This window comes from Enterococcus sp. R12, assembly GCF_058135755.1.
The window spans coordinates 641,666-667,969 of sequence record NZ_CM176874.1 but is presented as its reverse complement, the minus strand read 5'-3'; the positions used below and the strand labels follow the sequence as shown (position 1 = coordinate 667,969).

The window sequence follows — 26,304 nt, the reverse complement described above, 5'->3', positions numbered from 1 at the left end:
CACAACCAAAAAAACGACCTTCCGAAACGAAGGTCGTTTTTGATACTCCGGCAGTAGGACTCGAACCTACGACATCATGATTAACAGTCATGCGCTACTACCAACTGAGCTATGCCGGAAGAATCTATCTGTACTATACCAAATAGTCAGATAATTTAGCAAGAGCAAAAATCAATTTTTTGTTCCTTTTTTTCAAGAAAATCCCCTTTTAGAAACTTCCCTTCCCGCAAAGTGTTTTTCTCAAGAAATATCCGAAAATCTCATTGACAAAGCAGCGCCTTTACGGTATTCTATATCTTGTGTTAAATAACACGCCGCTTTAGCTCAGTTGGTAGAGCGCATCCATGGTAAGGATGAGGTCGACGGTTCAAGCCCGTCAAGTGGCTTTAGTAGGACAACGTTTGTCGGACGTTGTCTTTTTTTTGTGCATCTAATTCCCAAAATATAGCGATAATTTCTGAACTTAATCATTCGTACGCCCTTAATTCCCTGCGATATACAAAAGAAATAAGAGCGTAAAACCCAATAGTAGGACAGATACAACTGCTTTCACTATCCTCGCTGCATCTTTGAATTTAAACAAGAGCGTATAAAGATTAATAAAGTAAATGATCGCCAGGACTGCTTCTTGCGAATATTCTTTCACTTGGATCAAACCTAGCCATATAATCAGCAAAAGAATCGAAAAAACAACCAAATAGTTTTCTGCAACACGCTTCATTTCATTCTCCTTTTTTATTGTTTAAAATTGATATAACAAGATTTATTCCAACATCCTCTCAATGTCCCTCATTATTTAAACAAGAATCTGAAATACAAGGTTTAATTCCGCAAGTCAAACTTGAACAATTACCACGGGGTGAAGGTTCAATTCAATTTAACCAATTCATTTCAAATGCCTTCTTTCTATTTAATTATGAAAAGTATAATAGTAGGCAGAAAAATAATTACTATAAAAATAACAAACATGATCATTAAAATTTTAAAAATCTTTTTCATCATTTATTTCTCCTTTCCAACAATATTCGATTGTATTCTGCTGCATTCTGTAAAGTCGATAAATTATCAGCCCCTCTCTCAAATACTTTTCCTACAGCCTTTGCTTATTAAAAGTGTAACAAACCATCTCTTCTAATAGTTAATTTTTATCAATTTAAATAAATACTTTTTTACAAAACGAACAAAACGGATTTTTCAATCGGTGCTTACAGCTCAATTTTAGACACATCTTTTTTACCACAAAAAACCCGCTCTCCTAAAGCTAAGAGCGAGTTTTTCAACTGCAGTGAATTTTTTAAAAGGATACGCTTTATGCTGACTTAAAAAATAACATACTGTTTCCGTTTGATTCAACTTCTTACTTCACGACCAACACCGTACATTTCGAATGATTGACGACATAATCGGTGGTTGAGCCTACGACAGCTCGGGTCAATGTACCTTTACCAGTTGCACCGATAATGATCAAATCAATCGGGTACAATTCTGTTGCTGCATGAATGATAAAGCGTTTTGGATCGCCGACTTCAACGATCACCTCAACATCTTCTACCCCATGCTGATTGGCATCATAGATTTTTTTCAACATGTCCGTTTCCACACGCAATTTTTCTTGGTCGAAAATTTTCGCAAAAGCATAGGCACTTGTGGATAACTCAGCATTGTTGATAACAGAGAGGACATACAATTTGGCTTTGTTCATACGACAAATCGCGAGTGCTTCTTGGAACGCTTTTTCTGACTGATCCGACCCATCCAAGGCAACAAGTACATTTTGACAATTACGTAACATCCAAATCGCCTCCTTTTCTTTATTTTACCACAAAAAATGGAAGCGTTACAAAAAAGGGCAAGGTCTACTCTTAAGAGACCTAAAACTTCCTTTAAGATTTGTGAAGTTCCTTACTTGTCTCTGTGATTATGCAGTAAAATAAAGAGAAGAATGATTCGAGGTGAAAGAAATGCGCTCTTTTTTCCAGGCTGCGGTCACTGTGCTCTTGTACTTAGGGCTTTTCTTGCTGATAATCGGTATTATCGCCTTTTTCTTGCTAAAACTTTAAGCTTGGTTTGTTGAAAAGCAAGTTGCTGTCACATCCCTAAGAGGAGTGATACACTTGGTTTATCAACAATTATCGAAACGAAACAGTTTGCTGCTCACTCGTTTCAAAAAGGAGATCATGCAAAATGGACTTACATATTACCCCTACTGCCGCTGCTCGCTTTCCAAAAGGACACGACTTATATATTCTGACGAGTAATGACGGATCGAACCAATTTTCTTCAGCAGCTGGATGCTGTATGATCGGTGAACGTTTTTTGATCACACCGATCGACGAACCGTTAGACCCATACAATGAGTTAGTCTCAAGCAATCAGTTTACTTTCTTTACATCAACCTATGATCAAATGTTCTTGACTGGTCATCTGATTCTAGATGTTCACCCAACTTCAGGAACCTTGATTTTGAAAAACGAAAGCGGCTATCTGGATACCAATCTTTTATTGGAATCCTCTCCACAGTTGAAACAAACGAATGCGTAACTAAAGAGCTGACAAACGCCTTGTAAGGTGCTTGTCAGCTCTTTTTCTCTATAATGAATCTGGAATCAACGCTAAGAGTTCTTGTGTCTCAGCGGCTAAAGCGATCGCACCAGCATCAAGCAATTCTTCTTTTGACCCAAAACCATATAGAACGCCGATTGCCGGTAACTGGTTTTCTTTTGCACCTAAAATATCATGCTCACGGTCACCGATCATGATGGCTTGCAGCACTTTTTGCTCCTTTTCGATCTCAGTTAGCGCGTAGCGGATAACGGCCGCTTTTTCCCCACGTTTATTCTCAAGATCCGCCCCATAGATTCCTTTGAAATAGCCATCATACTTGAGATGGGTCAGGATCTCTTTTGCAAAAACTTCTGGTTTCGACGTAGCGATATACAAATCGTGATCCTGCACCAGCTCCTGCAATGTTTCTTCGATCAACAGATATGGTTGGACTTGAAACATGCCCGCTTGACGATAATTTTCCCGGTAGAAGGCAACTGCTTGCTGGGCAGCAGCTTCATCGAAGCCCAAGCCACGGAAGGAATCAATCAAAGGCGGCCCCACAAAGCTCCGCAGTACGTCTTGCGCTAATTGCTCTTTTCCCATTTTTTCCATCGCATATTGAATCGATCCATAGATTCCTTCACTCGAATCAATGATCGTTCCATCTAAATCAAAAAGTACTTTCTTTCTCACACCATCGTCTCCTTTTCTAATAGTATAGAAAAAAACAGCAGGACAAGCAACACTTCTTCCTTTTCGTTCTGATCTCATCTAAATAAAAAAGACGCTGCCCCATCAAAGGCAACGTCTTTATTTTTGTCATTTTATGTAAAAAAAAAGATAGCAGATGCTATCAAGCAACTCCGGCAGTAGGACTCGAACCTACGACATCATGATTAACAGTCATGCGCTACTACCAACTGAGCTATGCCGGAAAAATTGAAATGCGTGGCGACGTCCTACTCTCACAAAGGGAAACCCTTCACTACAATCGGCGCTAAGAAGCTTAACTTCTGTGTTCGGCATGGTTACAGGTGTATCCTTCTTGCTATCGCCACCACACTATTCAATTGAGTAAGTTTTGCTCACTCAAAACTGGATCGAAGAAATCAAAACTCTACGAGTTTACGTGCTTTTTTCTTTTTGGTTAAGTCCTCGATCGATTAGTATCAGTCCGCTCCAACCATCACTGGCCTTCCACTTCTGACCTATCTACCTGATCATCTCTCAGGGATCTTACTTTCTTAAAGAAATGGGAAATCTCATCTTGAGGTGGGCTTCACACTTAGATGCTTTCAGCGTTTATCCCTTCCCTACATAGCTACCCAGCGATGCCTCTGGCGAGACAACTGGTACACCAGCGGTAAGTCCATCCCGGTCCTCTCGTACTAAGGACAGCTCCTCTCAAATTTCCAACGCCCGCGACGGATAGGGACCGAACTGTCTCACGACGTTCTGAACCCAGCTCGCGTGCCGCTTTAATGGGCGAACAGCCCAACCCTTGGGACCGACTACAGCCCCAGGATGCGACGAGCCGACATCGAGGTGCCAAACCTCCCCGTCGATGTGGACTCTTGGGGGAGATAAGCCTGTTATCCCCAGGGTAGCTTTTATCCGTTGAGCGATGGCCCTTCCATGCGGAACCACCGGATCACTAAGCCCGACTTTCGTCCCTGCTCGAGTTGTAGCTCTCGCAGTCAAGCTCCCTTCTGCCTTTACACTCTTCGAATGATTTCCAACCATTCTGAGGGAACCTTTGGGCGCCTCCGTTACCTTTTAGGAGGCGACCGCCCCAGTCAAACTGCCCATCTGACACTGTCTCCCAGCCCGATAAGGGCTGCGGGTTAGAGTGGCCATAACGCAAGGGTAGTATCCCACCATTGCCTCCATCGAAACTGGCGTCCCGATCTCTACGGCTCCTACCTATCCTGTACATGCGGTACAGACACTCAATATCAAACTACAGTAAAGCTCCATGGGGTCTTTCCGTCCTGTCGCGGGTAACCTGCATCTTCACAGGTACTAAAATTTCACCGAGTCTCTCGTTGAGACAGTGCCCAAATCGTTACGCCTTTCGTGCGGGTCGGAACTTACCCGACAAGGAATTTCGCTACCTTAGGACCGTTATAGTTACGGCCGCCGTTTACTGGGGCTTCAATTCGTACCTTCGCTTACGCTAAGCACTCCTCTTAACCTTCCAGCACCGGGCAGGCGTCAGCCCCTATACGTCATCTTTCGATTTTGCAGAGACCTGTGTTTTTGATAAACAGTCGCTTGGGCCTATTCACTGCGGCTGCTCGTTAGAGCAGCACCCCTTCTCCCGAAGTTACGGGGTCATTTTGCCGAGTTCCTTAACGAGAGTTCTCTCGCTCACCTTAGGATTCTCTCCTCGACTACCTGTGTCGGTTTGCGGTACGGGCCGTTGTTTTCTCACTAGAAGCTTTTCTTGGCAGTGTGACATCAGAAGCTTCGGTACTATTATTTCCCTCCTCATCACAGCTTGTCCGTACAGGTAGAAGCATTTGACTCCTACCAAGACTTACTGCTTGAACAGACATATCCATCAGTCTGCACTTCTTAGCCTCCTGCGTCCCTCCATTGCTCAAACAAAAACAACGGGTACAGGAATATCAACCTGTTGTCCATCGCCTACGCCTGTCGGCCTCGGCTTAGGTCCCGACTAACCCTGGGCGGACGAGCCTTCCCCAGGAAACCTTAGTCATTCGGTGGACAGGATTCTCACCTGTCTTTCGCTACTCATACCGGCATTCTCACTTCTAAGCGCTCCAGCAGTCCTCACGATCTGCCTTCAACGCCCTTAGAACGCTCTCCTACCAATGCACCTAATGGTGCACTCCACAGCTTCGGTAAACTATTTAGCCCCGGTACATTTTCGGCGCAGGGTCACTCGACTAGTGAGCTATTACGCACTCTTTAAATGGTGGCTGCTTCTAAGCCAACATCCTAGTTGTCTGTGCAACCCCACATCCTTTTCCACTTAATAGTTATTTGGGGACCTTAGCTGGTGGTCTGGGCTGTTTCCCTTTCGACTATGGATCTTATCACTCACAGTCTGACTCCCGGATATGAATGAATGGCATTCGGAGTTTATCTGAATTCGGTAACCCGAGATGGGCCCCTAGTCCAAACAGTGCTCTACCTCCATCATTCTCAATTCCGAGGCTAGCCCTAAAGCTATTTCGGAGAGAACCAGCTATCTCCAAGTTCGTTTGGAATTTCTCCGCTACCCACACCTCATCCCCGCACTTTTCAACGTACGTGGGTTCGGTCCTCCAGTGCGTTTTACCGCACCTTCAACCTGGACATGGGTAGATCACATGGTTTCGGGTCTACGACAACATACTCATTCGCCCTATTCAGACTCGCTTTCGCTGCGGCTCCGTCTCTTCAACTTAACCTCGCATGCTATCGTAACTCGCCGGTTCATTCTACAAAAGGCACGCTATCACCCATTAACGGGCTCTAACTTGTTGTAGGCACACGGTTTCAGGATCTATTTCACTCCCCTTCCGGGGTGCTTTTCACCTTTCCCTCACGGTACTGGTTCACTATCGGTCACTAGGGAGTATTTAGCCTTGGGAGATGGTCCTCCCGGATTCCGACGGAATTCCTCGTGTTCCGCCGTACTCAGGATCCTCCTAGGTGTTATCCAAATTTCGCCTACGGGGTTTTTACCCTCTTTGACATACTTTTCCAAGTATTTCGACTATCTGAATAGACTACCATATCGGAGTCCTACAACCCCAACAAGCAAGCTTGTTGGTTTGGGCTTTTCCCGTTTCGCTCGCCGCTACTCAGGGAATCGAATTTTCTTTCTCTTCCTGCAGGTACTTAGATGTTTCAGTTCTCTGCGTCTACCTCGACTGCGCTATGTATTCACGCAGACGTAACATCCTATAAAAGATGCTGGGTTCCCCCATTCGGAAATCTCTGGATCATAGCTTACTTACAGCTCCCCAAAGCATATCGGTGTTAGTCCCGTCCTTCATCGGCTCCTAGTGCCAAGGCATCCACCGTGCGCCCTTATTCACTTAACCTTTGACCTTACGGTCGGTTTTGAGTACTTCTTCTAGCGATAGAAGGTTGCTCAAGAAAATAAGCGTTGAACTTATTAAAAAACTCTTTTAACATTTCAACTCGGTGTGTGTTACTTGTTTTGATTATTTCTTCGATATCCAGTTTTCAATGAACAAATTTTGTTTGAGAGTAAACCTCTCAAAACTGAACAAAGGCAAACGATGTGTAGTCTTCCGAAATATTCCTTAGAAAGGAGGTGATCCAGCCGCACCTTCCGATACGGCTACCTTGTTACGACTTCACCCCAATCATCTATCCCACCTTAGGCGGCTGGCTCCAAAAAGGTTACCTCACCGACTTCGGGTGTTACAAACTCTCGTGGTGTGACGGGCGGTGTGTACAAGGCCCGGGAACGTATTCACCGCGGCGTGCTGATCCGCGATTACTAGCGATTCCGGCTTCATGTAGGCGAGTTGCAGCCTACAATCCGAACTGAGAGAAGCTTTAAGAGATTAGCTTAGCCTCGCGACTTCGCAACTCGTTGTACTTCCCATTGTAGCACGTGTGTAGCCCAGGTCATAAGGGGCATGATGATTTGACGTCATCCCCACCTTCCTCCGGTTTGTCACCGGCAGTCTCGCTAGAGTGCCCAACTAAATGATGGCAACTAACAATAAGGGTTGCGCTCGTTGCGGGACTTAACCCAACATCTCACGACACGAGCTGACGACAACCATGCACCACCTGTCACTTTGCCCCCGAAGGGGAAGCTCTATCTCTAGAGTGGTCAAAGGATGTCAAGACCTGGTAAGGTTCTTCGCGTTGCTTCGAATTAAACCACATGCTCCACCGCTTGTGCGGGCCCCCGTCAATTCCTTTGAGTTTCAACCTTGCGGTCGTACTCCCCAGGCGGAGTGCTTAATGCGTTTGCTGCAGCACTGAAGGGCGGAAACCCTCCAACACTTAGCACTCATCGTTTACGGCGTGGACTACCAGGGTATCTAATCCTGTTCGCTCCCCACGCTTTCGAGCCTCAGCGTCAGTTACAGACCAGAGAGCCGCCTTCGCCACTGGTGTTCCTCCATATATCTACGCATTTCACCGCTACACATGGAATTCCACTCTCCTCTTCTGCACTCAAGTCTCCCAGTTTCCAATGACCCTCCCCGGTTGAGCCGGGGGCTTTCACATCAGACTTAAGAAACCGCCTGCGCTCGCTTTACGCCCAATAAATCCGGACAACGCTTGCCACCTACGTATTACCGCGGCTGCTGGCACGTAGTTAGCCGTGGCTTTCTGGTTAGATACCGTCAAGGGATGAACATTTTACTCTCATCCTTGTTCTTCTCTAACAACAGAGTTTTACGATCCGAAAACCTTCTTCACTCACGCGGCGTTGCTCGGTCAGACTTTCGTCCATTGCCGAAGATTCCCTACTGCTGCCTCCCGTAGGAGTCTGGGCCGTGTCTCAGTCCCAGTGTGGCCGATCACCCTCTCAGGTCGGCTATGCATCGTTGCCTTGGTGAGCCGTTACCTCACCAACTAGCTAATGCACCGCGGGTCCATCCATCAGTGACGCAAAAGCGCCTTTCAACTTTCTTCCATGCGGAAAATAGTGTTATACGGTATTAGCACCTGTTTCCAAGTGTTATCCCCTTCTGATGGGCAGGTTACCCACGTGTTACTCACCCGTTCGCCACTCTTTTTCTTTCGGTGGAGCAAGCTCCGGTGAAAGAAAAAGCGTTCGACTTGCATGTATTAGGCACGCCGCCAGCGTTCGTCCTGAGCCAGGATCAAACTCTCATAATGATTTGTTTGAATGACCATACAGTCATTAAGCTCATAAAAATTAACTTTGCTAGCTATTGCTTGCATGTATTTGTTTCAATAAATTGAAACGTCCTACACATTGGTTCGTTTGCTTGCTTTGTTCAGTTTTCAAAGGTCTACCGTGCTGTGTTAGCAACTTTTATATCATATCAGAGTGACATTTAATTGTCAACTCTTTTTTAAAAGTTTTTTTCGCTCGTTGTTTTTCAACTTCGTAGCGGCTGTCTCAGCGACTTAATTAGAATAACAAATAATTTGTTATTTGTCAACAACTTTTTTCAATTAATTTTGTTGATGTATCAACATTGATTAACTGTTTTATTATTGCGACTTCGTTATAATATCATCTGTTGCATTTTTGGTCAAGTCTTTTTTTGAAGTTTTTTCAACTGTTGTTTTGACCCGCTGGCTCCATTGCCAACGTTGACTAATTTACCATTCTTCTTGACTCAGGTCAAGGAAATATTTCATTTTATTTACAAAAAGTTTTCAATAAAAAAAGACCGTCGTAACGGTCTTCAGTCTTTTCGCTAATATTCAGGTGCTAAAAGAACGGAACGCCTTCAATCTCGTAGTCTTCAATGATCTTACGAAAGATATTGGGCTCTTCCCACGCATACCCTTCTGGCAGCTGTTGCGTTTGTCCTGCTTCTTGTGTTTCAAAAACAAATAAAGGAATGTTTTGCGTATCAATATTGCCATTTGTGAGCTCAACGAGTTCGATCGCTGTCACATCAAGGTGGATACGGTCTTTAAACAATTGTAAGATCGTAGCCAAGCCGGTTTTATCTTCAGAAAAATCCGTTGACGCTAATTCCGCAGTGCCTTCGTGTATTTGCATCAAAAATCGTTTCGAACCATTTGCTAAGTGCATCATAACTGTACCCGCTACTTTTTTGGATCCCAAAATACCCACCTCAGTTATTCATCTGTTTGTAAACTAATTTTAGCACATTTTCAGAAAATATGCACGATTATCTGCTGCTGTTTTCTTTTTCTAACATTTCTTTGGCCTCTTTCACCCACACTGGTAAAGCTTCTCCAATCGTACGAAAACCGATCCGCTTATTCTTATTTGTAAAGTAGCGTTTACGCTTAAAGGGTGGCTGAACAAAACTCGTTTCCAATGTACGGCGGGACAAACTGATCTTTTGGCTGTATTCGTCAATATCAATGATTTGTACACGGATCTTTTGCCCGATCTGTAAGACTTCATGGATATTTTTGGTAAACCCAGATTGGATCTCTGAAACATGGATCAATCCCTGTGTTTCCTTATCTAACGAAACAAATGCACCATAGGGTTGAATCCCAGTGACTGTTCCTTCTATAATGTTCCCGATTTGATAATTCATAGTCTTTCCTCTCTTTTCCACTTTCATTATACTTGAACTAGTGGTAGATTTGAAGCATCAGAAACAACGTTGCACAATATAGGAGGGAAACGCATGATCAATTTTGACAAAGTTCATCCGCGCTTAAATACCAATAGCGTCAAATGGGATACCATTGCAAAAACCTATAAGGAAGAAAACTTGTTGCCGCTTTGGGTAGCCGACATGGATTTTCTGGCACCAGAACCTGTGAAAAAAGCTTTAGAAAAAGCAGTTGCCCAAGGGATCTATGGGTACTCTACCATCCCTGATTCGCTGCTTGAATCCATCATCGATTGGCACCAAAGACGTCATGGTTATACCATCAATAAAGAAGCGATCCTTTTTAATAGCGGTGTGGTCCCTAGTATTGCACTGGCGATCCAAAGTTATACGCAAGAAGGAGATGCCGTATTGATCCACGATCCGGTCTACCATCCCTTTGCCCATGTTGTCAAAAACAATCAGCGGACCTTAATTCAAGAACCGTTACTAGAAAAAGATGGCCACTTTGTCATCGATTTTGAGGCGATGGAACAAACCATCATCGAAAAGAAGGTAAAATTGTTTCTTCTATGTAATCCTCATAATCCTGGCGGTCGCGTGTGGTCCAAAGAAGAACTGCTGACGATCGGCCGTATTTGTCAAAAGCACCAGGTGATCGTTGTCAGTGATGAGATCCATCAAGACATCGTTTTTGCACCAAATCAATTTGTCTCTTTCCAAACAGTCGAGCCAAGCTTTGCCGATTTTTCGATCATCTTGACCTCAGCAACCAAGACCTTTAATTTAGCTGGGATCAAAAATTCGATGGTATTCATCAAAGACAAAACCTTGCGCAGCCAATTTGCAAAAACACAAGAACGCAACGTTCAAGGGGAAATCAATACGTTTGGGTTGGTCGCTACTGAAGCAGCGTATCGTGAATCTGAAGCATGGTTAGAAGAACTTTTGTCCTATTTAGAAGCAAATCGCACCTTTGTCTGCGACTTTTTGACTGAACAACTCCCAGCAGTGACCTTTCAAAAACCCGAAGGTACTTACTTGATCTGGCTGGATTTTTCTGCCTATGGCCTAACGGACAATCAGCTGCAGCGCAAACTGATCAAAGAAGCCAATGTCGTATTGAATCAAGGAAGTATCTTTGGTCCTCGCGGCAGTCACCATATGCGGCTGAACTTTGCCTGTCCTAAAGAGCTATTAGAAAAAGCACTCAATCAAATCGCCGCTGCGTTTAAAGACCAACCGATCGGTTAACTCTTTCTTATGAAAAAAAGAACCCTAAAGCTGCCATTTCAACGACCTCCTTGAGGATGACCGTTGAAACTGCTTTTGGGTTCTTTTGTTTTATTCGCTGATTTCGATCGTTTCGATCACTACATCATGCACTGGACGATCTTGTGGTCCCCGTTGCACGCCAGCGATTTCATCAACGACTGACATTCCTTCGATCACATGACCGAAGACTGTGTGACGGAAATCTAACCAAGGAGTACCACCTGCTTGATACGCTTCGATGATTTCAGCTGGATAACCAGCACCTTCTAATTGACCTAACATGTTGCTAGGAACATTTTGATTGTTTACGATGAAAAACTGGCTGCCGTTAGTATTCGGACCAGCGTTTGCCATGGATAAAGCGCCACGAAGATTGAACAATTCTTTTGAAAATTCATCTTCAAAGCTGCCACCATAGATGCTTTCGCCGCCCATCCCTGTACCAGTTGGATCGCCGCCTTGAATCATAAAATCAGGAATGACACGGTGGAAGATGATCCCATCGTAATACCCTTTTTTCGCTAATTCAACGAAGTTTTTCACTGTTTTTGGTGCCAATTCTGGGAACAATTGTACAACTACATCCCCACGATTGGTTTTGATGACTGCTTTATGGCCAGTTTGTTTTTCTAATGCTAACTGTGGAAATTCAGACACATTAACTCCTCCTTCTCTCTCATAAATCCATGATAGCAGAAAATTGAAAAAATGCTAGTTTGGATAATTTTTGCTATAATGAAGCTATTCGTACACTACGAACACGCTTCACCCCAACGTGGTTAGAAAAGAGGAATAACATGGATATTTTTGATATAACGATTATCGGCGCGGGACCTAGCGGGATGTTTTCTGCTTTCTATGCCGGTATGCGTAACGCCAAAACCAAGATCATCGACAGCTTGCCGCAATTAGGCGGTCAGCTTGCTACTTTATACCCAGAAAAATACATCTACGATATCCCAGGTTATCCGAAAATCAAAGCGGGCGATCTTGTCCAAAACCTGGAAAAACAGTTGACGACCTTCAATCACCAATATTGTTTAGAAGAAACCGTCTTGTCGGTCGAAAAACAAGAAGACTATATCGAAGTCACCACCGACAAAGGAATCCATTACTCGAAAGCCGTGATTTTGGCTTTAGGAAACGGCTCCTTTCAGCCGCGCAAACTGACTTTGCCAGAAAGCGAGCGGTTTGAAGGATACGGCTTAGACTATTTTGTCACCGATTTGATGAAGTATGCTGGACGCAAAGTAGCGATCGCCGGTGGCGGCGATTCTGCCATCGATTGGGCATTGATGCTGGAGCCGATCGCTAGTGAAGTCTACTTGATCCATCGCCGTCCTGAATTTCGTGCCCATGAACATAGCGTCAGCAAATTGCAAGCTTCTGCCGTCAACATTTTGACTCCTTATGTGATCCAAGAAATCCAAGGAGAGCAACGTTTGACTGGCGTCTCGTTGCAGCAAGTCAAGGGTGATGAAACAGTCAGCCTTTCATTGGATGCTTTGATCGTCAATTACGGTTTTTCTTCCACATTGAACATCAAGGATTGGGGCATGAAAAGCAGCCGCCAAGGAGTCTTCGTCTCTTCAGATATGAGCACGTCTATTCCTGGGATCTATGGCTGTGGGGATGTCGTTTTATACGATGGAAAAGTCGACCTGATCGCTACTGGTTTCGGGGAAGCCCCAACCGCGGTGAACAATGCGCTCCACTACATTAATCCCAAAACGCGGACACAACCTGCTCATAGTACAAGTCTTTTTAAGGAGTAGCTGAGATGAAACAAGCTGGTCAACGTCAACTTGCCGCCTATACCCTCCCTTTGCAGGGAGAGACCCTCACTGAGCAAATGGTTCAGTATCTGGAAGCCTTCGATCATGCCGAAACGGCAGTCCACAATCTAGCCGTTGCCCAAGAAGCCAAACGATTGGCAGAACGGTTTCAAGTCAATGCGGAGAAAGCTTACTTGGCAGGACTGCTGCACGATGTCAGCGTCGTCATCCCTCATGACCAGCGAATCGCCTTGCAGATAGCGGTAGGCGAACCGATCTTAGATGCGGAGCGGCAAGCACCTTTTTTGCTGCATCAGCAGCAATCCGCTTTGTTGGCAAAAACGGTTTTTCAGGTGTCTGATCCAGACATTCTGTCCGCCATCAGCTGTCATACCACCTTAAAGGCCCATTATCGTCGTCTCGATCTAGTTGTTTTTTTAGCCGACAAAATCAAATGGGATCGCAAAGATCAAGCGCCTTTCTTAACCGGCTTATTAGACCGCCTCGATGATTCCTTGGAAGCCGCCGCTGGGTATTATATGGACTGGCTTTTTGCTGGTGACTTGGTGGTCCCCCATCCTTGGGCAGTGGCAGCCAAAGCAGAACTAGCCAACAACTGTGCTTCAATGGATGTCAGAAGGGATTAAGACCCAAATGGCATGGCCTGCAACTGGAATAGGGCACTACTTATGATCGCAATCCATCAGTCGCACGTTGACTTTTGAATAAACTATTTTTACATGGAGGGGAACTATATGGTATTAGAAAGCAAAACACTTGAAGACAAAGCAAGAGAATTGTTAGCCGACCGCGGTGTCTCGCTGCAAGACATTGGCGAATTGGTGATGTTCTTGCAAAAAGATTACATTGAAGGCATCACCTTGGAGATGTGTATCGAAAGCGTCAACGCTGTCTTAAGCAAGCGGGAAGTCCACAACACGATTTTAACGGGGGTCCAATTGGATATTTTGGCAGAAGAAAATCAACTGCTGCATCCACTGCAAGAAATCGTTAAAGAAGACGAAGGGCTTTATGGGATCGATGAGATCCTCGCTCTATCCATCGTCAACGTGTACGGCTCGATCGGCTTTACTAACTACGGATACATTGATAAAGTCAAACCGGGTATTTTGAAAGAACTGAACAAGCACGACGGTCCCCGCGTTCACACCTTTTTAGATGATATCGTAGGTGCCATCGCAGCTTCTGCCGCAAGTCGCTTAGCCCATCAACACCCAAGTAAATCTCATTACATTACGCAATAAAAAAAGACCGACGATTCGCCTCCCTCAAAGGAAGGGGATCGTTGGTCTTTTTTTCATTATGCTGTTTTTTTCAAGCCTCGTTTGCCCCACCAATAGAAGGCAAAAAAGAAGACTTCAATCAAGACGAAAAAGAGAATAAAGCAATGCATGAAAAACGTTTCTGGCAGCACGTTGATGATCGGATCGGTGGCTGGATTAAAGAGCCAATCGTCGTTACTGAAGAAAATCTCATGGAACGTAACGAAAAAGCGGTCAAAGCCGACAGCCATCAAAAACCCGAAAATCAGCGGCAAAATCATCCCCCATTGAAAGGGACGAATCAAGCGCCATTGCTGTTGTTTTTGCCGTAACCGATTGACGAACCAGATACTGGGCAGCAAAGTGACGATCATGACGGCATAATTTAATAGAAACAACTGTTTCACATCGTAAAAATGCCCAGCGCCAGCTTCAGACATTGGAAAATCTGGCAAGGCGAGCGTACTTGCAAAGGGATTGTTTAGAAAATCTAACAATAAGCCATAGTTCTTCAACAACTCTTCTCTTGTTAGCGAGGTATAATCCAGCAGATTCAAGTGATCGACATCAAACCAATATAACGGTCGAAAATTGATCGTTAGGGTGATCGCTAGACTGACCAAAAACAAAAACAAGCAGACAAATCCTAAGCGTTCAAGCCACACTTGTTTTTTCATTGTTCAAAATCCCACTCATCTAAAGAATCAACCACATAGGTTGGTGCTACTGGTAATGTCGGAACTGCCGCTTTCGGGGTGAAGCCAGATAATACGAGCAAAGAATCGATCCCGTTTTGGATCCCCGATCGAATATCGGTTTCATAATTGTCTCCCACCATCAAGACCTCTTCTTTTGATAAGCCGATGTGTGCCACCGCTTTTTCCATAATGATGGCTTCTGGTTTGCCAATAAAGATCGGTTGCGTTTGGGTGGCAGTCTCCACCATTGCTATCAGTGAACCTGCACCAGGTAATAAACCTCTTTCCGTCGGGATATTTTTGTCTGGATTGGTCCCGATAAAGGTTGCCCCTTTTTGGATCGCTAACGTTGCTAAAACAAATTTTTCATACGTCACGTGGTTGTCTAAGCCAACCACGACATAATCTGGGTTGGTTTCCTCCCACTCAAACCCAGCAGCTAAGATCAAATCGATCAACCCCGCTTCGCCGATCACAAATACTTTGCGGCCTTTGCCATGATCTTTCATAAAATCGATCGTCGCCAAGCTTGCGGTATAGATCGTTTCTGGTGCCACATGGATCGAAAATTCATCCGCTAATCGCTGCGCCACGACTTCGGGACTGCGGGTCGTATTATTGGTCACAAATAAATAGGGCAGTCCTTTTTCTTGTAAGGATTCTACGAAGCGTTTCCCAGCAGGGATCGGCGCTTTTCCTAAATAAATCGTGCCGTCTAAATCAATCAAATAGCCTTTATATTTCATCTTATTCTTCCCTTTGTCGAATCGTAAACTCTTTTTTGCCTTTTTTCACCGTGGTTGTTTCGGTTTTTTTGACGTTCTTTTCTTTTGGTTTACGATTTTTGATCGTTGGTTTGCTTTTTTTCTGCGGTACGGTGTCACGCTTTTCTTCTATATGGGCGTTTTGTTGTGTGTTTTGATTTTGATTGTTTTGGGTTGGCTTTTTCTTGCGTCGGCGGGAGGTACTTTTTTCTTTTTTGCCGCCAACTCGTTGGATCACGAAATAGGCACAACCGAAGTTGCAATACTCATACAAATAGTCTTCCAGCATGTCGATACGCTGATCGGGTAATGCTTTGCGGTTATCCTTTTCAAAAAAACCTTTCAAACGCAACTGCTCATAACCCCAATCGCCTACGATATAATCATAACGTGCCAACACTTCACTGTAACGCTCGCCAAGTTTTTCTGGATTGAAGCCTTCACGATAATCCATGACCAATTTGTATTGTCGATTGCCAATCATTAATTCTTCATCATTTAACAAAGTCACCAACTCGCCTTTTTGCGGTTGTTTCGCTGGTTCTTCAATAATTTCTTCTAGTACAGATGTCATTTCATCTGTGATCGTTTGTTTTTCGGTCATTTTTTCACCACCTGCTGTTTATTATACCTTGTTTTATTCCCCAATGATAGTCGCGGTTTTCTCGCAAAATCCAGCTGGAGGAGTGACGAACTACTGGATGGGGTATTTCTGACTCAGGTAATCACCGACCACTGTGCGAATAAAGTCTGGAAAAAGAAACTCAACGGTTCCAGCAATCTCGATCGTCGGGAAAAACGGAATAAACAAGTAGTGATCCACAAGGGTCAACGTGTAGCTTTGAGCAGGATCGACGGGCTCTTGTTTCCACAATACTTGGTGGTTTTTTTCATCAAAGCGGATGCCTTCATAAACCAGTTCGCCAAAAATCTTCCCTCGAAAACCCATTCCCATAATTGGGAAATTGCGCAAAAAGTTGCGATTTTTTTCCATCTCTAAGACCAATCGAATGACATCCGCGCCTTGCAGCGTCACCCGAATCAAATGCATCGGATGGGGCAAAATCGTGTGCAGTTGATCTTGATCAACCCGTCCTTGTGGCAAATCATCTAAGAATAGCCCCGTATTTAAGATGGCGACATCTGTCTGTCCTTTGGCACATAATGCCAAAAGCGCCTCCCGAACCAAGGAATGTTCACTTTGCCAATCCCTCGTAAACGCTGCTGGAATTTCTGCCACCTGATTTGCCCGCAACAAGCGATGGCCGATCGATAGATATTCGGCGATCTCTTCCTCATCTTGCGGAAAAGCCACCAACGAATCCGTCGGAATCACACGGGCGCGATGCTTGATCGGGCGGTGGTGATCATCTAAGACCACTTCGACTTCGCCAATGTTAAAACCAAACTTGCCAGCTGCACCAATTTGAACCCCATTGATGACTTCGCCCTTTTCAAACAAATGGTGCGTGTGGGAACCTAATATAACATCTAGTTCTGGAAAGTCCCTCGCAATCTGGCGATCAGCATTGATGCCTAGATGGCTCATCAAGACCAACAGATCGACCTCGGGGCGCAAATGCTGCACCAATGAAGGCAAAATCTCCAAGGGTTCGCGAATGTCCCAGCCGTTTGGGGCATATGTCAGCGGAAACGGTGCTGTAAAAGCAATCAGGCCGATTTTGGCGCCTTGATTGCTTTCCATGATTTTGTATTCTTGTGCCCATTTGGGTGGACGTAAATCCTGTTTATCAAATAAATTGCCTAAAATGACAGGAAATTCTGCTTGGTCATATAAATGCTGCAAGACCTCTTTGGGATTGCCGACCCCTTCATTGTTCCCAATCGTCACCGCATCGTAATGTCCTTGATTCATCAAATCGACATTCGCCTTGCCGTCAGTTGCTTCTGTCAAAGGATGCCAGCGATCGACAAAGTCGCCTAAGTCGACTGCGATCACTGTTTCTTCGGTCGTATCCGCTTCTCGTTTTCTTTGATCCAAATAACGCCGCATCTTCGGCCAATGTTCTAGGTGGGAATGCAGATCGTTGGTATGGATAATCGTAATTTTTTCCATTATGCGCCTCTTTTCAAATACGTCGCCTGAAATCACTATCCATTTCTCTTGGCATCAAGGGTTGCCAGTAGAAAGACGACGGAAGTCTCTACAAAATAAGCATAGCATAAAATCTCTGGGAAACCATTGGAATGCTTGGAAAAGAATGGTGACTTTTTGTAAAAAACAACCAGCTGCAGTGACAGTTGTTCAAAAGAAAAAATCACTTTTCTGACTGTAAAAAGGAAAGTAATTTTTATTGGTTATTTGGGGGAAGTTCTATCGATAACACGACGGTGGCAATTCGTTGAAGCGAAAATAAAGAGTTTTTGAAACGACGATTCTATCGAATATCGAGAGCAGGTAATCCATGTTTCAGTTCGTCAGAACTACTGATTTTTTGAGAGTATAAAAATCGCCAACGCAAAAGTTATCAGAGTAAGGTTCTAAACAGGAATAAAGCCTTTGTATCAAAAATACAACTTAACCCTCTGAGAGCTGCTATCGCTTGCCTAGATTTAAAGCAGAATACAATTAGAACAGTCCTTGGTGTCACAAAGAATTTCAAAAATAAAAAAACCTAAGACAGTCTGTCTCAGGTTTGAATGATCATCGATTCAATTAGTACTACTGCTTTCTTCAATAGCAGGCAGTTTTTCAATCAGACACATGGAGAATCCTGCTTAGTGCTGCTTCCTTCCGGATCTGACACGCTTCACAAGACCTCCATTGTCCTAGCCTTTCGGCAAAACTTAGTATAACGTATTTCGTTAGAGATTGCCAGCCTTTTTTTGTTTTTTCTTTTCTCGTAATGCTCGGAAAAAATCTGTTAGCAGCTGGCCGCATGCTTCTTCTAAAATGCCGCCTTCCACATAGGACCAATGGTTGAAGCGCTCATCTTCCAATAAATTCATCAATGTACCGGCAGTGCCGCCTTTGGGATCGTAGGCACCAAAATACACTTCTTCCACCCGTGCCAATAACATCGCCCCACTGCACATTGGGCATGGTTCCAAGGTCACAAACAGCTGCGCTTGTTCTAAGCGCCAACTTCCGACAGTGCGACAGGCTTCTTCGATCGCAAACATCTCCGCATGCGCTGCGGCTTGCTGCTGCGTTTCTCGTAGATTGTGCCCACGACCAATGATTTTACCATCCAAGACGACGACAGCACCGATCGGTACTTCTGCCAACCCTTCTGCTTTTCGGGCTTCTTTGATTGCTTCTTCCATAAAGAAGGCTTTTTCCTCGGCAGTCAAGGTACTTGTTTTTTCCACGACTTCACTTTCACTCCTCTACCTCGCACCATTTCGTGCATTTCCTTGTTAGTATAACGAAAAACGCTTAGAAAGACGAGAAAAACTCGCAAAGACCGATGTCCCTGCGAGTTTCAAATGGAATGATTGGCTTAAAAGACGGAATCAACAAAGCTCGTCAACTTGTCTTTGACATGTTCTGTCGAATCTTTGATATTGTCTCCGTAAACAGAGATTTTGTTGCGGCCCTCATTGACTTTTTTCATCACACCTAACAACGAATCCAATTCATTGTCAGACAAGCCGTCTACGACATCCAGCAATTTTTCATTGCCGTTGAATTTGTCATCGACAAATTTCTTTACTTTGTGTCGGTTGCAAGCGAAGCGTACTTTATTGAATACTTTGTCTGATACAACGACGGCAGTAGTGATCCCAGCGATCGCTGCAATGCTTAATCCAATCGTTACTTTTGATGATGTTTTCATATCGATCAGCTCCCTTATTTTGCTACTTCCATCATAGCACGAGGACTGAAATAAAAACACTATTTCGTTTAAATCGCTTTGAATCTTAATCCTTTAGGAAAGAAGTTTTTTACGGTTCCTTGGACTTGTTTTCCAAAACCGACTGGGATCTCATCGACTGTCAAAATCACCCATCCAGCATTTCCTGGCACGCTCAAGGTTTCACCTGCCACATACTGCTGCCATTGCGGCAAAGTGATCGGCACTGTCGGTGCCCCTTCTTCTGCATGGATCGCCAATGCCAACGCATAACTTGGCTCGATCCGATTCTTCTTAACGACGCCGACGTGCAAACCTGGGCGCATAAACTTGATCCCTTTTAAAGAAGGCATTTCTTCAGGAACGAGCCAGAGGTTTTCTCCTAGCAGCTGTGGCGTCGCATTCAGTGCCTGTAAAAACGGAAACTCCTTGCGAAAGGCTTGCCACAACTTTTGAGTCGCTGCATCCAATGGACTCTTGGCTGTCGCTCCTTTGCCTTTTTTCTTCTTTTTCACTGGCGCTGCTTCTGCTAGCGAGGTCAATTTCGCAGCGAAATGACCTTCTCCTTGGTTTAAATGCGGCCATAAGCGGATGGTTTTCTCAATCCCAGGTGCAGCTCCCCACTCGCTGCGCCCATGAGATACATTGTCCAAGTCGATCGCTTCGATCGTGAAGGGATACTCCTCCATTAACCAAGCCATCATCGCTTCGTTTTCTTCTGGGGCAAAGGTACAGGTGGAATAGATCAGCTGGCCCCCCGGTTTTAGCATCGCAACGGCTTGTGCCAAAATGTCTTTTTGCCTGATCGCACACTGATCAGGTGTATCTGCTTGCCATTCTTCTAATGCGACGGGATCTTTACGAAACATTCCTTCACCAGAACATGGGGCGTCCACCACGATCTTGTCAAAAAACTGAGGAAAATGGCGGCTCAATTCTTGCGGTGCCTGATTGGTAACGACTACATTCGGAAAACCCCAACGCTCCACATTTTCTGATAGGATTTTGGCACGCTTGGGGAAAATCTCATTTGCTACAAGCAGCCCTTTTCCTTGTAATTGGCTTGCCAGCTGCGTTGTTTTGCCCCCTGGTGCCGCACATAAATCTAAGACCCGCTCCCCTGGTTGAGCGGCTGCGATCGTTGCTACGATCATCGCACTAGGTTCTTGACTGTAGACATAGCCAGCTTGATGGAGCAGCGAACGGCCTTTGACTTCGCCAATATAAGCCGCTTCTGCATAGGGGGCGGGTACAGCAGCTGGTCCATATTTTGCCAGCATCGCTTGTGCGTGCGGCTTAGCAATATTCAAGCGAAAGCCTTTGATTGGCTGATTATCGGTTAAAGCGGTAAAAAAAACTGATGCTTCTTCTCCTAGCAACTGTTGGTATTTTTCAATAAACGGTGTTGGTAATTGCATACTTACCCCTCCTCGGCTTTTTTATTCTAGCGACTGAGAAGCAATTATGCAAGAATTCCTTGATCAAATGGCAAAAAAACTGCAGCTGAGTGAAGTGGGCGACTAAATCGCTTCGACTTCTCTTTGCTGCAGACCTTTTTTATTTAAAAATCGCTTTTTTGACACTGCTTTCGATGAATGGCTGAGAGACACGGTTGTCCCAGAATTTGATCAGTGGGCCCACTAAAAAGGCACTGATGAAGGTTCCGATCCCGATTGGTCCGCCTGTAAAGAGTCCAATCAAGGCAAAGGCAACGTCTTGAATCACCCGCACCACTCGGTAATTAGCTTTCGTCTGATCGACGATGGTTGGGGCGATCGCGTCATAGGGGGCGCTGCCCAAATTCGCTGACATATAAAATGAAGCTCCGAAGGTAAAGAAGATGATCCCGATCAACAAGAACAAACCTTGCTGCCACCAATTATTCGGACCGACGGATAACCAATCAAAAACATTGGTATAAAAGTCGATGAAGAATCCTGTCAGCACCATATTGATGACCGTCCCGATACCGATATGGCGACGGCCAAAGATAAAAATCAATACTAGGACAGCGATATTGATCATCAATTGATAGACCCCAAGAGATAACCCTAGCAGCTCGCCGACACCAATATTGGCTGCTGTGTATGGGTCTAGCCCTACTCCGCCGACCCGCAACAATGCCGCCCCGAATCCTAAAATGGCGACACCAATCAACGCATAAAGCGAGCGTAATCCTGTTTCTTTTTTCATTAAAATTTCCCCTTTTTTCTCATCTGTTCTTTCAAGTATAACGAGAAAAAAGGAAAATGGGAATTTCAACGCTTCTCTGGGCTCTTTGTAGGGGAGGGATCTTGCTTCGTCCATCTCTTTTGCTTCTATTTTGCTTCCATTGAAAAGCCCGCAACAACCATTGCGATTGCGTATCTTGATTTTCGGTTCCTACAGATACGCGTGCCTCGTCCATTACTCGGGCTTCACTGGGACCATCACTTCAAATATCTGCAATTCTTTTTGGGCGGTAAAGACTTCATCTTGCCATAACAATTCCCAAACATCGCCATCGATCTTCAACTGCTTCTCTTTTAGAAAGGCTTGGATGCGATGGGTAAAAGCAGCAATTTGTTCCTCTCCCTCACTGACAAACCCAGACACATACGTGCCAGTAGGGCGCGTGATGATCAGCTTTTCAGGATAGAGATGTAGCCGATCTTGGGGAATCAAGATCAGTGCCCGATAAGGCGATGCGTGAAAGGTCTGATCCTCTAATGTCGTTCCAGCACTTAAAAAGCCGATGGGGTAGCCACTGAAAGCATCTTTATAATCCACTAGCGGATAAAAACGGGCGTACACTTGATAAGCAGATTCTGGATCATCGCCAGCGATCTCTTCGGAAACGATAAACGCCTCTGCTTCGTGGTGCGCTATCGTAAAGGTCTCAAAATCGGCTTTCTGTACTTTTTCATAGCGCTGGATGTAGCGATCGAAGGTTCGTTCCAATTCTTGCAGCGCAGCGATTTTGGTACGAACTTCTCCTCGCCGTTCCACAAGTTCCTTTTGCGTGTATTCAGGGTTGCGGTTTTTCAAAAATTGTCGAATGTCTTGCAAGGGCATGTCTAAAGAACGCAAGAGCAAAATCACGTCTAACTCAAGGCATTGTTCAAAGCCGTAGTAGCGATAGCCGTTTTCACCAATCGAATGCGGTTTGAATAAATCGATCTGATCGTAATAAATCAATGTGCGCCGACTCACGCCAGCATAAGCGGACATCTCACTGATGGTCAATTGTTTTTTCAAAAAAATTTCACTCCTTGCTTGACTGTAACGTAACGTTACAGTTTATTCTACCATAGAACGATATTTTTGGAGGGAAATCATGAAACAATTACAGTTATTTTATAAAGAAGAACGACGCTTCTTTTTCAGTTTATTTCTTTTGATGCTGGTCCAATCCTTCGGCACACTCTTGTTGCCGTATTTTTTGGCAAAAATCATTGATGAAGGGATCTTGAAAGTCGACACGACAGCCATTTGGCACAATGGCTGGTGGATGTTTGCCATTGCCATCGGCACCGTGATCGTCTCTGTAGGCGGTAGTTATTTATCTGCCCATCTTTCAGGAAAATTCGGGCATTTTTTGCGGATGCGCCTTTTCAAAAAAACACAAGAACTCTCTGTATCCGCTGTTGATGGCTATGGTACGCCCACTTTGCTGGCACGTACCACCAGCGACATCAACAACATCCAACAAATTTTGATGATGGCGCTGCAAATGATTTTGCCAGCCCCAATGATCGTCGCTGCTTCAATTTTTCTAACCGGCACCGTCTCTTTACGGATGATTTGGGTCCCAATCGTAGCGATCCTATGTTTTTCAATGATCGCTTATGGAGTGATTCGCAAAGCGATCCCATTATCACAAATTACGCAAAAACTAGTCGATAAAATGATGCGGATCTTACGAGAAACCTTTACTGGCGCTCGGGTGATTCGAGCATTCGACAAAGCTGCTTACGAAAAAGAACGGACAGATCAAACACTGACGGAATATGCGAAAACCATGATCCAAGTCAATCGCCTCTTTGCTGTCTTGAATCCGACCGTCAATTTAGTAATGGGACTCTCGATTTCGACTATCCTTGTCTACGGCGGCTATCAAAGTCTGCAGGGCCACCTTGCTATTGGTAGTATTACTGCCATCATCGAATACACGATCCTGAGTCTCTGGTTTTTGACTATGGCAGCGATGGTGATCGTGATGGTGCCTAAAGGCTTGACTTCCTTGCAACGGATCACAGAAGTTTTGGAAGAACCAATTGATTTGATCGACGGTGACCAAACCTTAAACAAGACCGCCGTGTCAGAAACGATCGCAGCTTTCAATCACGTGCAGTTTACGTATGAAGGTGCCGAAGAACCTGTCTTAGAAGATATCAGCTTTGAGATCCACCGAGGCAAAACGACAGCGATCGTTGGTGGAACTGGCTCTGGCAAAAGCACCATCGCCAAAGCGCTGTTGCGTTTCAAAGATGTGACTGCTGGTTCGATCACGCTTTTTGGCCGCAACATCAAAGAGATCTCACAAGCCGAATTACGGGACCAAATTAGTTATGTCCCGCAAAAAGCGCTCTTGCTTAGCGGCACGATTCAAGAAACCTTGCGTTTCGGCAATCGTCCAGCAACCCATGAGGCGATGGCAAAAGCCGCTGAAGTTGCTCAAGCCAAGTCATTTATTGAAGGCTTGCCTGAAGGTTATGAAAGTCCAGTTGCTCAAAAAGGCAGCAATTTCTCTGGCGGTCAAAAGCAACGACTGAGTATTGCCCGAGCGCTGACAAAGCCAGCAGAAATCTACTTCTTTGACGACAGTTTTTCTGCTTTGGATTATCAAACAGATGCCAATTTGCGGCGTGCATTGAAAGAATACACGAAAGATGCCGCCGTCATTATCGTGGCTCAGCGGGTATCGACCGTCAAAAATGCCGATCAAATCATTGTCTTGGATAACGGCAAAATGGTCGGTAAAGGAACCCACGAAGAATTATTACGCAATTGCCAAACTTATCAAGAGTTTGCCTCATCTCAAGGAATGGGAGGAATGAAGGATGAGTAAACAAACAATGGATACACCAAAAAACATGAAACATACAAGCCGACGCTTGCTGCGTTTGCTGATGGAACAAAAAGCCCGCTTTCTACTGATTATCGCTTCCGCCTTGTTCTTTTCCTTACTAATGTCCATCGCCCCTTTGATCTTGGGGCGTGGACTGGATAATCTGATTGCCTTGTTTCAACAAGAAGGCTGGCAGATCAATGATTTTTGGCAAAGTATTTTAGGTCCAGTCGTCCTTTTAGCGGGAACGTGGCTTTTGATCAGTCTCTTTTCCTTGCTGCAAGAGTATACGATGGCCAGTGTCAGTGAAACCCTGACCTTGACTTTACGCAAACAAATCAGTGACAAATTCAATCGCCTGCCTATCAGTTTTTACGACAAACACCATACTGGCGATATTTTAAGCCGAGTGATTCTCGATTTAGATAAAGTATCTGAAGTCTTGCAAGTTGGTTTGATGCAATTGATCACCGCAACCATCAGCATTACCTTCGGCTTGATCGCCATGCTTTATCTCAGCCCATTACTGACGATCGGCGTGGTCCTGATTTTGCTTTTGAGTGCTTTTGTGACTACCGTTCTCGCACGAAAAAACTTGAGCTACTTTACCAAAAACCAAGAAACATTAGGTGCAGTCAGCAGTCGTGCGGAAGAGTTTTATACCGCAAATCCGCTGATCAAATCCTACAACCAACAAGTTGCCGTTGAAGCGGAAATGGCGGAATTGAGTGAAGCCCAATTTAAAGCCTTTCGGAAAGCACAGTTCGTCAGTGCAGCTATCAATCCATTCGTGCGCTTTATCAATCAAATCGGCTTTATCTTAAGCGCCGTCGTTGGTGGTCTGATGGTGTTGCAAGGGCAATTATCCATTGGTCTCGTACAAGCCTATCTGCAATACATCAACCAAGTGTCTGAACCGATCACGCAAGCCTCTTATATTATGAACACCTTGCAAAGTGCCTTAGCATCTCTCGAACGAATTTTTGAGATCCTTGATTATCCTGAAGAAGAAACTGCGACCCAACAACTGCCAGTTCCACAAACTATCAAAGGAAAAATCGATTTTCAACACGTCTCCTTTGGCTACAGCAAGGAAAAACTCTTGATGGAAAACGTCGAATTTTCCGTCAAACCAAAACAAACGGTCGCGATCGTTGGACCAACAGGTGCTGGAAAAACCACCATGATCAATCTTTTGATGCGCTTTTATCCATTGAATGGTGGGAAGATCTTGCTGGACGATCAAGACATGATGTCCTTTTCGGCACCAGCAGTACGAAAAAAATTCGGTATGGTGCTGCAAGATACGTGGCTATTCCAAGGAACCATCGTTGAAAATATCGCTTATGGCAATCCCGATGCCACTCGAGAAGACATCTTGGCTGCCGCCAAAGCCGCCCAATGCGACCACTTCGTGCGGACCCTGCCCAACGGTTACGATACCGTCATTGGTTCCGAAAGCGAACTGTCACAAGGACAACAACAATTATTGACGATCGCTCGGGCGATTTTAGCAGACCCAACGATCCTGATCCTTGATGAAGCCACCTCCAGTGTCGACACGCGGACGGAACAAATGATCCAAACGGCGATGGATCGTTTGACCCAAGGACGAACCAGCTTTATCATCGCCCATCGTCTTTCTACCATCAAAAACGCTGACTTGATCTTAGTGATGAAAGACGGCTCCGTCGTCGAAAAAGGCTCCCACACAGAATTACTGGCACAAGATTCCCTTTACGCCCAACTATATAACAGCCAGTTTGCAACAGCTTGATGAAAAAGCCGAACCACCAACCAATGACTTTATAAACTGTCGAGGTTGTGGTTCGGCTTTTTTCTTTTTCCGT

The 26,304-nt window shown here is 44.8% G+C and carries 22 protein-coding genes, 3 tRNA genes, 3 rRNA genes and 1 other RNA gene; 8 read left to right on the top strand and 21 right to left on the bottom strand.

The window, feature by feature from the left end:
• Positions 1 to 45: 45 nt before the first annotated feature.
• Positions 46 to 119, bottom strand: a tRNA-Asn gene (locus tag ACTW1R_RS03105).
• A gap of 194 nt (positions 120 to 313) precedes the next feature.
• On the opposite strand from ACTW1R_RS03105, the gene ACTW1R_RS03100 reads away from it, so the two are divergent.
• Positions 314 to 386 (top strand) — tRNA-Thr (locus tag ACTW1R_RS03100).
• Positions 387 to 481: 95 nt separating this feature from the next.
• Here ACTW1R_RS03100 and ACTW1R_RS03095 read toward each other — a convergent pair.
• Both ACTW1R_RS03095 and ACTW1R_RS03090 read right to left on the bottom strand, forming a co-directional pair.
• Complete coding sequence (locus ACTW1R_RS03095) at positions 482 to 721, bottom strand: hypothetical protein (protein WP_087626937.1); 240 nt, start codon at positions 719 to 721, stop codon at positions 482 to 484.
• A gap of 636 nt (positions 722 to 1,357) precedes the next feature.
• Positions 1,358 to 1,792: a universal stress protein gene (locus ACTW1R_RS03090; RefSeq protein ID WP_005225130.1), complete on the bottom strand. Its 435-nt coding sequence runs from the start codon at positions 1,790 to 1,792 to the stop codon at positions 1,358 to 1,360.
• A gap of 392 nt (positions 1,793 to 2,184) precedes the next feature.
• On the opposite strand from ACTW1R_RS03090, the gene ACTW1R_RS03085 reads away from it, so the two are divergent.
• Positions 2,185 to 2,541, top strand: a complete 357-nt coding sequence (locus tag ACTW1R_RS03085; protein ID WP_005225129.1) for an iron-sulfur cluster biosynthesis family protein — start codon at positions 2,185 to 2,187, stop codon at positions 2,539 to 2,541.
• Positions 2,542 to 2,589: 48 nt separating this feature from the next.
• On the opposite strand, the gene ACTW1R_RS03080 is transcribed toward ACTW1R_RS03085, so the two are convergent.
• From ACTW1R_RS03080 to ACTW1R_RS03050, 7 genes are all read right to left on the bottom strand, one after another.
• Positions 2,590 to 3,240: an HAD hydrolase-like protein gene (locus ACTW1R_RS03080; protein WP_271815142.1), complete on the bottom strand. Its 651-nt coding sequence runs from the start codon at positions 3,238 to 3,240 to the stop codon at positions 2,590 to 2,592.
• 168 nt (positions 3,241 to 3,408) lie between these two features.
• Positions 3,409 to 3,482 (bottom strand) — tRNA-Asn (locus tag ACTW1R_RS03075).
• Between the two features lie 11 nt (positions 3,483 to 3,493).
• Positions 3,494 to 3,609 (bottom strand): 5S ribosomal RNA (rrf, locus tag ACTW1R_RS03070).
• An 81-nt stretch (positions 3,610 to 3,690) separates the two neighbouring features.
• Positions 3,691 to 6,605 (bottom strand): 23S ribosomal RNA (locus tag ACTW1R_RS03065).
• A gap of 229 nt (positions 6,606 to 6,834) precedes the next feature.
• Positions 6,835 to 8,394, bottom strand: a 16S ribosomal RNA gene (locus tag ACTW1R_RS03060).
• Together the 16S, 23S and 5S rRNA genes with 1 tRNA gene alongside form the textbook arrangement of a ribosomal RNA operon.
• Before the next feature lie 565 nt (positions 8,395 to 8,959).
• On the bottom strand, positions 8,960 to 9,322 hold the full coding sequence (locus ACTW1R_RS03055; protein WP_005227664.1) for a hypothetical protein: 363 nt from the start codon (positions 9,320 to 9,322) through the stop codon (positions 8,960 to 8,962).
• 67 nt (positions 9,323 to 9,389) lie between these two features.
• Positions 9,390 to 9,770, bottom strand: a complete 381-nt coding sequence (locus ACTW1R_RS03050; RefSeq protein WP_005227662.1) for a CvfD/Ygs/GSP13 family RNA-binding post-transcriptional regulator — start codon at positions 9,768 to 9,770, stop codon at positions 9,390 to 9,392.
• Between the two features lie 93 nt (positions 9,771 to 9,863).
• Between ACTW1R_RS03050 and ACTW1R_RS03045 the strand changes: the two genes are divergently transcribed.
• Positions 9,864 to 11,045, top strand: coding sequence for a MalY/PatB family protein (locus ACTW1R_RS03045; RefSeq protein WP_016611170.1), 1,182 nt, complete (start codon positions 9,864 to 9,866; stop codon positions 11,043 to 11,045).
• Between the two features lie 90 nt (positions 11,046 to 11,135).
• On the opposite strand, the gene ACTW1R_RS03040 is transcribed toward ACTW1R_RS03045, so the two are convergent.
• Complete coding sequence (locus ACTW1R_RS03040; protein ID WP_005227659.1) at positions 11,136 to 11,723, bottom strand: peptidylprolyl isomerase; 588 nt, start codon at positions 11,721 to 11,723, stop codon at positions 11,136 to 11,138.
• Between the two features lie 140 nt (positions 11,724 to 11,863).
• Here ACTW1R_RS03040 and ACTW1R_RS03035 point away from each other — a divergent pair, with 140 nt between their 5' ends.
• The 3 genes from ACTW1R_RS03035 (at position 11,864) to ACTW1R_RS03025 (ending at position 14,106) form a co-directional block, all read left to right on the top strand.
• The gene (locus tag ACTW1R_RS03035) at positions 11,864 to 12,841 is read left to right on the top strand and encodes an NAD(P)/FAD-dependent oxidoreductase (RefSeq protein WP_086339149.1); all 978 of its coding nucleotides are present in this window, start codon (positions 11,864 to 11,866) and stop codon (positions 12,839 to 12,841) included.
• A gap of 5 nt (positions 12,842 to 12,846) precedes the next feature.
• Complete coding sequence (gene yqeK / locus ACTW1R_RS03030; protein ID WP_159161505.1) at positions 12,847 to 13,488, top strand: bis(5'-nucleosyl)-tetraphosphatase (symmetrical) YqeK; 642 nt, start codon at positions 12,847 to 12,849, stop codon at positions 13,486 to 13,488.
• 108 nt (positions 13,489 to 13,596) lie between these two features.
• Positions 13,597 to 14,106 carry a phosphatidylglycerophosphatase A family protein gene (locus ACTW1R_RS03025; protein WP_005227653.1) on the top strand — a complete coding sequence of 170 codons (510 nt, stop codon included), beginning with the start codon at positions 13,597 to 13,599 and terminating at the stop codon, positions 14,104 to 14,106.
• 56 nt (positions 14,107 to 14,162) lie between these two features.
• On the opposite strand, the gene ACTW1R_RS03020 is transcribed toward ACTW1R_RS03025, so the two are convergent.
• The 10 genes from ACTW1R_RS03020 to ACTW1R_RS02975 form a co-directional block, all read right to left on the bottom strand.
• Positions 14,163 to 14,801, bottom strand: a complete 639-nt coding sequence (locus tag ACTW1R_RS03020) for a TIGR01906 family membrane protein (protein WP_074934539.1) — start codon at positions 14,799 to 14,801, stop codon at positions 14,163 to 14,165.
• Positions 14,798 to 15,568 (bottom strand): TIGR01457 family HAD-type hydrolase, encoded by a 771-nt coding sequence (locus ACTW1R_RS03015; RefSeq protein ID WP_010748835.1) that lies wholly within the window; start codon positions 15,566 to 15,568, stop codon positions 14,798 to 14,800. The genes ACTW1R_RS03020 and ACTW1R_RS03015 overlap by 4 nt, the downstream gene beginning before the upstream one ends.
• Position 15,569: 1 nt before the next feature.
• Entirely contained in the window at positions 15,570 to 16,190 is a 621-nt protein-coding gene (locus ACTW1R_RS03010; RefSeq protein WP_015509029.1) for a YutD family protein, read from the bottom strand.
• A gap of 90 nt (positions 16,191 to 16,280) precedes the next feature.
• Entirely contained in the window at positions 16,281 to 17,663 is a 1,383-nt protein-coding gene (locus ACTW1R_RS03005) for a bifunctional metallophosphatase/5'-nucleotidase (RefSeq protein WP_218212277.1), read from the bottom strand.
• A 633-nt stretch (positions 17,664 to 18,296) separates the two neighbouring features.
• Positions 18,297 to 18,383, bottom strand: an RNA gene (gene ffs, locus ACTW1R_RS03000) — signal recognition particle sRNA small type.
• A gap of 29 nt (positions 18,384 to 18,412) precedes the next feature.
• The gene (gene tadA, locus ACTW1R_RS02995) at positions 18,413 to 18,919 is read right to left on the bottom strand and encodes a tRNA adenosine(34) deaminase TadA (RefSeq protein ID WP_015509027.1); all 507 of its coding nucleotides are present in this window, start codon (positions 18,917 to 18,919) and stop codon (positions 18,413 to 18,415) included.
• 131 nt (positions 18,920 to 19,050) lie between these two features.
• On the bottom strand, positions 19,051 to 19,386 hold the full coding sequence (locus ACTW1R_RS02990) for a hypothetical protein (protein ID WP_005227636.1): 336 nt from the start codon (positions 19,384 to 19,386) through the stop codon (positions 19,051 to 19,053).
• Positions 19,387 to 19,454: 68 nt separating this feature from the next.
• Entirely contained in the window at positions 19,455 to 20,822 is a 1,368-nt protein-coding gene (locus ACTW1R_RS02985) for an RsmB/NOP family class I SAM-dependent RNA methyltransferase (protein ID WP_005227634.1), read from the bottom strand.
• Positions 20,823 to 20,961: 139 nt separating this feature from the next.
• Positions 20,962 to 21,597 carry a YczE/YyaS/YitT family protein gene (locus ACTW1R_RS02980; protein ID WP_010748831.1) on the bottom strand — a complete coding sequence of 212 codons (636 nt, stop codon included), beginning with the start codon at positions 21,595 to 21,597 and terminating at the stop codon, positions 20,962 to 20,964.
• A 213-nt stretch (positions 21,598 to 21,810) separates the two neighbouring features.
• Positions 21,811 to 22,614, bottom strand: coding sequence for a MerR family transcriptional regulator (locus ACTW1R_RS02975; RefSeq protein ID WP_159161531.1), 804 nt, complete (start codon positions 22,612 to 22,614; stop codon positions 21,811 to 21,813).
• A 106-nt stretch (positions 22,615 to 22,720) separates the two neighbouring features.
• Between ACTW1R_RS02975 and ACTW1R_RS02970 the strand changes: the two genes are divergently transcribed.
• Positions 22,721 to 24,454 (top strand): ABC transporter ATP-binding protein, encoded by a 1,734-nt coding sequence (locus ACTW1R_RS02970; RefSeq protein ID WP_015509023.1) that lies wholly within the window; start codon positions 22,721 to 22,723, stop codon positions 24,452 to 24,454.
• Positions 24,447 to 26,231, top strand: a complete 1,785-nt coding sequence (locus ACTW1R_RS02965) for an ABC transporter ATP-binding protein (RefSeq protein ID WP_489927399.1) — start codon at positions 24,447 to 24,449, stop codon at positions 26,229 to 26,231. Before ACTW1R_RS02970 ends, ACTW1R_RS02965 begins: the two co-directional genes overlap by 8 nt.
• Positions 26,232 to 26,304: the final 73 nt, after the last annotated feature.